The following is an 8,609-nucleotide window of genomic DNA, read 5'->3' on the forward strand; positions in this document are numbered from 1 at the left end:
CGGTAAGCGTAGCGCCACCGGGCGATAACTATGCAAATTAACCTATCAGGCTGATTGCGCCAGGGCAAGTTCCTCTTCACGCGTTTCAATACGCTGGTCGCCGTTATACAAACGTGCATTTTGCAGTCCAACAAACAGCCGTTCACCGCGGTTCGGGGAATCATCGCCCTGCATGATGACCGTCAGCGGTTCGTTGTACCACCCGAGGGGTTGTACAACTAATTGGGTGTAGTGCCCTTTCGGACTGGCTTCCAGCACCTGAACCGGCAGCGGCGAATCCAGGCTGGTACGGCGGCTCACATCCACTTCCCATGGACGCAGGAACAGATCGACCGGTCCCTGATAGCCAGGCGTATAGCCCAACGGCCAACGGTGTGCGCCCACGTGGAATTGCCCACCGCGAATCGTCCCCTGCAGGCGGTTAACCTCGCCCATAAACTCCAACACAAAACGGGTAGCCGGTTCACGCCAGACCTGATCCGGCGCGTCGGCCTGTTCGATATGACCCTGGCTCATCACCACCACCCGGTCTGCAACTTCCGTCGCTTCTTCCTGATCGTGGGTAACAAACACGCTGGTAAACTTCAGCTCCTCATGCAGTTGACGTAGCCAACGGCGCAGTTCTTTACGCACCTGAGCATCGAGCGCGCCAAACGGCTCGTCGAGTAGCAGGATCTGCGGTTCTACCGCCAGGGCACGCGCTAATGCCACACGCTGCTTTTGCCCACCGGAAAGCTGTGCCGGGAAACGATCCGCCAGATGCGCCAATTGCACCATCTCCAGCAGTTTGGTCACTTTGGCTTTGATCGCCGCCGCATTCGGACGCTCACGCCGTGGCAGAACTGTCAGACCAAAGGCGATATTGTCGAATACCGTCATATGACGAAATAGCGCATAGTGCTGGAACACAAACCCCACTTTGCGATCGCGCGCATGCAGACGGCTGACGTCGGTGCCGTGAAAACGAATATGCCCGCTGGACTGATGCTCCAGCCCGGCAATGATACGCAGCAGCGTAGTTTTGCCCGAACCGGATGGCCCCAGCAGAGCAACCATTTGACCTGAAGGAATATCCAGCGAGATATCGTTCAGCACCTGGGCGCGACCAAAAGACTTCTTAATATTGGCAATCTCAATGCTCATGATTTTCCTCCTGCTGCGCGCGTTTCTCCTGGTTCTCCAGACGCCATTGCAACATGCTCTTCAAAAACAGGGTAATAATCGCCATCAGCGTCAACAGCGCGGCGGCGGTAAAGGAGCCGACGGCGTTATAGTCCTGCTCCAGTAATTCAATCTGTAGTGGTAAAGATAAGGTTTCGCCGCGAATCGAGCCGGAAACCACCGACACCGCGCCGAATTCGCCTATCGCACGGGCATTAGTCAGCACCACGCCATACAGCAACGCCCAACGGATATTCGGCAGCGTGACGCGGCGGAACATCTGCCAGCCGGAGGCACCAAGCAAAATCGCCGCTTCGTCTTCATTGCTGCCCTGACTTAGCATCACCGGTACCAGCTCGCGCACCACAAACGGACAGGTCACGAACACCGTCACCAGCACCATCCCCGGCCAGGAGAACATAATTTGCAGGTTGTGCTCATCCAGCCAACCACCCAGCGGGCCGTTAGAACCGTAAAACAACAGATAGATCAGACCAGCGACCACTGGCGAGACGGCAAAGGGAATATCCAACAGCGTCAGCAACAGCTGGCGTCCAGGGAAGTTGAAGCGAGTCACCAGCCAGGCCAGCAATACGCCGAACACCAGATTCACCGGCACCGCAATCAGCGCAATTAGCACCGTCAGCCAAATGGCATGCAGCATATCCGGGTCAGCCAGGTTCTGTAGCACCGGCATTAATCCCTTGCTAAACGCCTGCACGAAGATATAAATCATCGGCACCAGCAAAATAAAGGCCGATACCAACATGCCCGTGCCGATCAGAAACCATTTACCCCAGTTAATGCGGGGTGCGTCATAGCGTTTCAATTGGGTAATGTCTGCCATTAGTGACCTACCACGCGTCGACCAAAGCGACTTTGCAGGGTGTTAATTGAAAACAGTAGCAGCAACGACGCCCCGAGGATCACAGAAGCAATCGCGCTGGCAGCCGGGTAGTCAAACTCCTGCAAGCGAACAAAAATCATCAGCGAGGTCACTTCTGTTTTCCATGCGATGTTCCCGGCGATAAAAATAACCGCGCCAAACTCACCGAGGCTTCGGGTAAACGAGAGCGCTACGCCCGCCACCAGCGCAGGAGACAGCTCTGGCAACACCACTTTACGAAAACTCTGCCAGCGCGTGGCGCCAAGCGTTTCCGCCGCTTCTTCATACTCCGGGCCTAACTCTTCCAGCACCGGCTGTACGGTGCGCACGACAAACGGAATGCTGGTAAAGGCCATCGCCACCGCGATGCCCAGCCAGGTGTAGGTCACCTTAATATCCAGCTTTGCCAGCCATTCGCCGTAGAAGCCATTGACTGAAAACAGCGACGCCAGCGTCAGGCCAGCTACCGCCGTAGGCAGCGCAAATGGCAGATCCATCAGCGCATCCAACAGCGTACGGCCCGGAAAGCGATAGCGGGTTAAGATCCACGCCATCAGCAGACCGAACACGCCGTTAAAAATCGATGCCACAAACGCCGACAGCAGCGTCACTTTATAAGCCGCTACCACCTGCGGATTGGTAATCACTTCCCAATACTGCGCCCAGCTCATTTGCGCCAGTTGCATGACCAGCGCGCTAAGCGGCAGCAGCAATATCAGGCAAACGAACAGTAAGCTGGTGCCCAGGCTTAAGGTAAAGCCGGGCAGCACGCGTCGGGAGGAAACAGCAAACATTTACTTACGCCCCGCCGCCAACAGTTTGTCCAGCTCGCCGCCGCTGACAAAGTGCGTTTTCATCACCTCAGGCCACGTGCCAAACTTGTCTTCCACGCGGAACAGTTCGGTTTGCGGGAATTTATCTTTCAGCTTGTCCATCACCTGCGGGTTGTTCACGCGGTAGTAGAAATCGGTAATGATGGTTTGCGCCTGTGGGCTGTACAGCCAGTTCAGGTACGCTTTCGCCGCTTTTTCAGTACCGTTGGCCTGCACATTTTTATCGACCCAGGCTACCGGGAATTCCGCCAGAATGTTGACCTTCGGTACCACCACTTCGAAGCCCTGATCTTCATACTGTTTACGGATGTTGTTCACTTCCGATTCAAATGTGATCAGCACATCACCCAGACCGCGTTCAACAAAGGTGGTCGTTGCACCGCGACCGCCGGTATCAAACACTTCGACATTTTTCAGGAACTGGGTCATAAATTGTTCGGTTTTGGCTTTATCGCCGCCGTCAGCTTTGTCCGCCGCGCCCCATGCCGCTAAATAGGTGTAACGCGCATTTCCGGAGGTTTTCGGGTTCGGGAAAATCAGCTTCACGTCCGGGCGAACCAAATCGTTCCATTCGTGGATATTCTTCGGGTTACCCTTACGCACTAAAAACGCCATGGTGGAATAGAATGGCGAGCTGTTATTCGGCAGGCGGCTTTGCCAATCGGCGGAGATCAGTTTGCCTTTATCGTGCAGGATCTGCACATCGGTGACCTGGTTATAGGTCACAACGTCAGCTTTCAGTCCCTGCAAAATCGCCAGCGCCTGTTTTGATGACCCGGCATGAGATTGTTTAATCGTCAGTTTATCGCCACCGTTATCTTTCGCCCATTGCTGTTCAAACGACGGGTTAAGGGCGGCAAACAGCTCGCGGGAGACATCGTATGAACTGTTCAGCAGTTCCGTTGCCTGCGCCTGCCCCACCAGCAACAGCATTGCTGCCAGCGTCAGGGTTCTTTTTTTCAGTAAGTTAACGGCCATTGCGCACCCTTATAAATTTAATGACTTTCTTATGGTCATCATATTTATAACCAGTGCTAAAGGAGTAACGGTTTTATATACCGTTTGATGATTTGAAAGTTGAAAAGAGAATAAGGGGTACCTCCTCCCCATCGCGCGGGGAGGAGACCGGCATCAATCAGACGCCAACGCTTACGCTTTCAGGCAAAGTGCTGCCGCCATCAATGACGTTTTGCGTGCCAGTTAAATAACTGGACTCATCCGAGGCGAGAAACGCGGCCAGTTCGCCGACTTCAAGCGGACAGGCCAGACGACGCATTGGAATCGCTTTCGCCATTTCAGTTAATACAGATTCCGGATCGTCAGGATTGGACTGACGCGCGATATTTTCCGCCATCGGCGTACGAACATAGCCAGGGCAAATGGCGTTCACGCGAATGCCGGACTGCGCATATTCCACCGCCAGCGATTTGGTTAAGCCGATAATCGCCGCTTTTGACATTGCGTAGGCCGTTTCGCCCGGATCGGCCACCATATCGCCAGTGACTGAGGACATCATCACGATGCGCCCGTCTTTGCGCTCAATCATCTCCGGCAGTACGGCTTTCGTTACGTTCCAGACGCCTTTGATATTGATATCAATATGGAAGTCGCGATCGTCATCGCTCATCTCAAGGAAGTTACCGAGGCGACATACGCCGGCGTTGTTGACCAGAATATCGATTTTGCCTTCAACCTTCTTCGCGCGTTTCACCGCTTCCGTGACTGAAGCAAAATCTCTGACATCCGCGTGAACCGCCGTGCAGCGGTGACCGCGTCCAGCCAGCTCATCCGCCAGTTTTTCAATCTCATCGGAGATATCCAGCAGGATTAAGTTCGCGCCATGGCGGGCAAACGTTCTGGCGATCCCTTCGCCAATACCCTGAGATGCGCCCGTAATCAATGCTGTTTTGCCCGTGAGTTTTCCCATTTCAATATTCTCCTTTTGAATATGAAGCCTTCGCTTCATTCACGCAGAAGATACAGCAATAACAAATCGGTGCTGCGAAACGGCTCACTAATCAGTCCGGTCAATGAAAAAATATCGTCAACGCGCTTGTTTTTCGTTCGCTGACGCAACCGTTATGCGAACAGGCGGCTTTGTCTGATCAACTTTTGCTGGCCCTAGTAGTTTATCCGGCGTGCAGTCACGAATGATTTTGCCCCCTTTCATGACCAGCACACGATCGAAATACTTCAGCAAATAACGACGGTGCGTCACCATGATCAGTGTCTTACCGCTGATAAAGTGATCGAGATGATCGAAAATTCGCTGTTCGGTCATTTCATCCATATTCGAGGTTGGCTCATCCCATAAGTAAATCTGAGCATCGCTACTCAAACTACGCGCTAATAACAGCTGCTGGTTTTGCCCTGAGGATAAGTTACGCGCCATAAACATCACTGGGTAACGCAGCCCCATGGGATGCTGGAGCACAAAGGTACAGTTCGCCAGATTAAGCGCCTCGATCACCTTCTTGCGGTTGTCGCAATCTTTAAGGGCAAAGTTACTTTCAATGCTGCCGGTAAACAACGTGTCGTTATTGGTCACCATACTGATAAAGCGGCTGAAAAAGTTCTGCGCCAGATGTCGGGTATTGTAGCCATCGTACATAATACTGCCCTCAGTCGGTGGACAGTAGCCAGAGAGCAGGGAAACCAGCGAGCTTTTCCCGGAACCACATTCACCAATAATTGCCACCCGCTGCCCATGAGGAATATCCAGCGTCAGCGTATCCAGCGCTTTTGGTAATTGCGGATCGTACTGATAGCTCAGGGCGCGTAGAGAGATATCACCGCGCACGTTAACAATCGATTGCAGCAATTTTTGCTCATGTTCCTGCCCTGCCGGCATAAACATTTTCATTAAATCCGTAATGGTTTTATTGGTCGTAAAAATAGTAGAGAGCGTTGATGATAACCCCGAGATGATCCCCGACATCCGCCCGGAGACAATAACGGAAGAGACAATCGCCCCCGTGGTGATTTCACCTTTGATGACCAGGAAAAAAGCGAAAACCATCAGCAGGATCTGGTTCAGGTTCGACATCGCGCTAAGCGCAGACTGATAATAGACCCCAGCCTTACGCAACTTTAAGCTAAGCCATGACTGATTGTTACTGCTATTAACCCAATCAAGCATCAGGTTTTTGTTGTTTAAGGTATGGATGGTACGTAGGGAATAGAGTAATTCAGTAATGAAAACGTTACGGTTTGACTGGCTCTCCTTCATTTTATCCATCAGCACTTCCGTATACTTGAAGTATCCCCACGCCAACAGTAGCGACACCATCATCATCATCACGGGCACTAACACCAGGGCACCGAGATTAATGTAAATAATCACACAAAAAATAATAAATACCGGAATATCCGACACGCGCTGGAAAACGGAATTTAACAGCACGGGCTTTATTTTTTGAAATTCTGTCCACAGAACAAACACGGAGGACATAGAGCTGCTTTTGGTGGTGTTGTAGATCAATGCCTCCACAAAAGAGACATCAATATTGACATCCTCCTGGCGCGAGACAATCGACTGATAGATATCTTTCGAGGATCGCAGTAAAAATTCAAAGACGATAAATACCAGTACGATACCCACCACCCCAAACAGAGAGGCGGTCGATGACCCCGGTACAAGCTTATCGTAGTAAATGTTACTGAAAACCGGGATAGTCAGGGCAAACAAGGCCATAAACAGCGAGGTAAAAAAATACTTACTGTAAAAAACTTTATTATTTTGCAGTCCGGATTTTAATATCGAGCTGATTTTTATTGATTCAGTCATCCCGCTTAAAGGCTGGATCAGAAAGACCGAAATCGTCTGGATGTTTTCTCTGGCGCACGCAACGACACCCAACTCGTTGTTACGCTTGACCAGCTGTAGCCCCCCTTCCTGGCACCCGACACACACCATCCATTGCATGTCGGAGGTTAATATAATCAGCGGCATATTTTCATTCAGCAAATCGTCGGGGCGCGAGAATTTCACCTCGTGGATCATCAGACCTAATGATAGAAAATAGTTTTTAATCTGCGCTTCATGGTTCGGATCGTTTTTATCATATTGCGACAGCGTGACCGGTATTTTTGCTTCATCTATTTCGATACGTGAGTCGTGGTTTTTGGCGATGTATTGCATAACGCCAGCCAGGCCTAAATCATATAGCGTAAAATCATTCATAGAATTTGCACTCATTCCCCCGCACGTCCTGTACGGGGGAAACGGTTATTTATTGATGGTGATGTTGCTGATCGTCCTGATTATCTTCGACGCTCTGGCTAATGCTCATCACTTGTGCCGCGAAGCTGGCTGCTTCATGCGAAGAGGATTGATCCGCTGCAGAATGCGGCGCGTCACTTTCATCGCTGCGGGCGTCGTCCATGCCTGCAACGACGCTGCGGCTACTGGTATCCACCGTAAAGGCGATATCCTGACGTTCGCTATTCCCGGCACTGTCCTGCGTGCGCAACACCAGAGAATGTGGGCCATCCTCCAGCGCCACAGGCACGTCGAACTGCGTAGAGCCAGACGGCGAAGGCACCAGCGGATGCGTGACACCGTCCAGTTCAACGCTGGCATGGGTAATGCTGGCGTCCAGGTTGAACTCAAAGACCGGATGCGACGACTCCACTTCTATGGTATCCCAGGTGTCCTGCTCGCTACTGTACAGACTGCTGCGTAGCGACAACGGGTCATCGGTTCCAACATCCACATCGTGCGTCACGGTGCTGGTGTTACCCGCCACGTCGGTAATGGTGAAGGTAAGCTGATGCTCGCCCTGCGCCACATCCTCAAGCTGGAGATTCCAGTTACCGTCTTTATCCACGTTTGCCGTCAGCACATCGCCATTATCCAGTGAAACGCTAACCAGGGCTCCCGCTTCGCCATGCCCGCTAAACGATAAGGTTGACTCATCGGTCTGCCACGTTTCTTCCTGGCTACTCGTACCATCGAAAGTCACATCAAAATTATCGACATGGGTATCGACCGTGAACTCAACCGACTGGCTGGCGGTATTACCTGCCGCATCGCTGACATTCACCACCAACGTCCAGGTGCCTTCAGCCAGCGCCTCTTCAGGTGTCCAGATCCAGTGGCCTGATTCATCCTGCGTGGCGCTGTGGGTTTCGCCGTTTATGGTCACCGTTACGGTAGTTGCATCAGGATCGATGTTACTCAGGATAAACGTTGGGGTGTCGTCCTTAGTAATGTTGTCCCCTGAGGCACCGCTATCGCTGCCCGCATCCAGGGAAACTGTCGGCGTGCTGACCGTGGTGTCGATGGTGTAATCCAGGGACGCATCCGTGCTATTACCCGCCGCATCGGTCACGGTCACCACTAACGTTCCGCTGCCGTCCGCCAGCGGGGTGTCCGGCGTATACGTCCAGTTACCCTGCTCATCCTTGGTTGCGCTGTGCGTTTCACCGTTCAGTGTCACCATCACTGACGTGGCGTCCGGGTCGATATTACTCAGGATAAAGGTTGGCGTCGTATCCTTCGTCAGATTATCACCCACCGTACCGCTATCGCTGCCCGCATCCAGGGCGATCGTCGGCGTGCTGATAGTGGTGTCGATGGTGTAATCCAGGGACGCATCCGCGCTATTGCCCGCCGCATCGGTCACGGTCACCACCAACGTTCCGCTGCCGTCCGCCAGCGGGGTGTCCGGCGTATACGTCCAGTTACCCTGCTCATCCTTGGTTGCGCTGTGCGTTTCACCGTTCAG

At 52.6% G+C, this 8,609-nt stretch carries 7 protein-coding genes; all 7 read right to left on the bottom strand.

The genetic code is table 11. The annotated features are described in order from the left end of the window. Positions 1-45: 45 nt before the first annotated feature. On the bottom strand, positions 46-1,143 hold the full coding sequence (gene cysA / locus KQJ18_RS10100; RefSeq protein ID WP_216421906.1) for a sulfate/thiosulfate ABC transporter ATP-binding protein CysA: 1,098 nt from the start codon (positions 1,141-1,143) through the stop codon (positions 46-48). Beyond that, positions 1,133-2,008: a sulfate/thiosulfate ABC transporter permease CysW gene (gene cysW, locus KQJ18_RS10105; RefSeq protein WP_038642495.1), complete on the bottom strand. Its 876-nt coding sequence runs from the start codon at positions 2,006-2,008 to the stop codon at positions 1,133-1,135. The genes cysA and cysW overlap by 11 nt, the downstream gene beginning before the upstream one ends. After that, positions 2,008-2,841, bottom strand: coding sequence for a sulfate/thiosulfate ABC transporter permease CysT (gene cysT, locus KQJ18_RS10110; RefSeq protein ID WP_038642497.1), 834 nt, complete (start codon positions 2,839-2,841; stop codon positions 2,008-2,010). Before cysT ends, cysW begins: the two co-directional genes overlap by 1 nt. Then, on the bottom strand, positions 2,842-3,858 hold the full coding sequence (locus KQJ18_RS10115) for a sulfate ABC transporter substrate-binding protein (RefSeq protein WP_069324493.1): 1,017 nt from the start codon (positions 3,856-3,858) through the stop codon (positions 2,842-2,844). It lies immediately after the preceding gene. A gap of 157 nt (positions 3,859-4,015) precedes the next feature. After that, entirely contained in the window at positions 4,016-4,807 is a 792-nt protein-coding gene (gene ucpA / locus KQJ18_RS10120; protein ID WP_160955661.1) for an SDR family oxidoreductase UcpA, read from the bottom strand. Between the two features lie 117 nt (positions 4,808-4,924). Beyond that, entirely contained in the window at positions 4,925-7,063 is a 2,139-nt protein-coding gene (locus KQJ18_RS10125; RefSeq protein WP_159122140.1) for a peptidase domain-containing ABC transporter, read from the bottom strand. Between the two features lie 49 nt (positions 7,064-7,112). Further along, a partial coding sequence (locus KQJ18_RS10130; protein WP_216421908.1) for an Ig-like domain-containing protein occupies positions 7,113-8,609 on the bottom strand: 1,497 nt, incomplete at its 5' end.

Origin of the sequence: Citrobacter sp. S55_ASV_140 (genome assembly GCF_018919505.1) — a bacterium.
Taxonomy (GTDB): Bacteria; Pseudomonadota; Gammaproteobacteria; order Enterobacterales; family Enterobacteriaceae; genus Citrobacter; species Citrobacter werkmanii.

What these genes read in the sequence shown, in the direction of transcription:
- cysA (WP_216421906.1), bottom strand. Translation starts at nt 1,143, where the DNA reads ATGAGCATTGAGATTGCCAATATTAAGAAGTCTTTTGGTCGCGCCCAG.
- cysW (WP_038642495.1), bottom strand. Translation starts at nt 2,008, where the DNA reads ATGGCAGACATTACCCAATTGAAACGCTATGACGCACCCCGCATTAAC.
- cysT (WP_038642497.1), bottom strand. Translation starts at nt 2,841, where the DNA reads ATGTTTGCTGTTTCCTCCCGACGCGTGCTGCCCGGCTTTACCTTAAGC.
- KQJ18_RS10115 (WP_069324493.1), bottom strand. Translation starts at nt 3,858, where the DNA reads ATGGCCGTTAACTTACTGAAAAAAAGAACCCTGACGCTGGCAGCAATG.
- ucpA (WP_160955661.1), bottom strand. Translation starts at nt 4,807, where the DNA reads ATGGGAAAACTCACGGGCAAAACAGCATTGATTACGGGCGCATCTCAG.
- KQJ18_RS10125 (WP_159122140.1), bottom strand. Translation starts at nt 7,063, where the DNA reads ATGAATGATTTTACGCTATATGATTTAGGCCTGGCTGGCGTTATGCAA.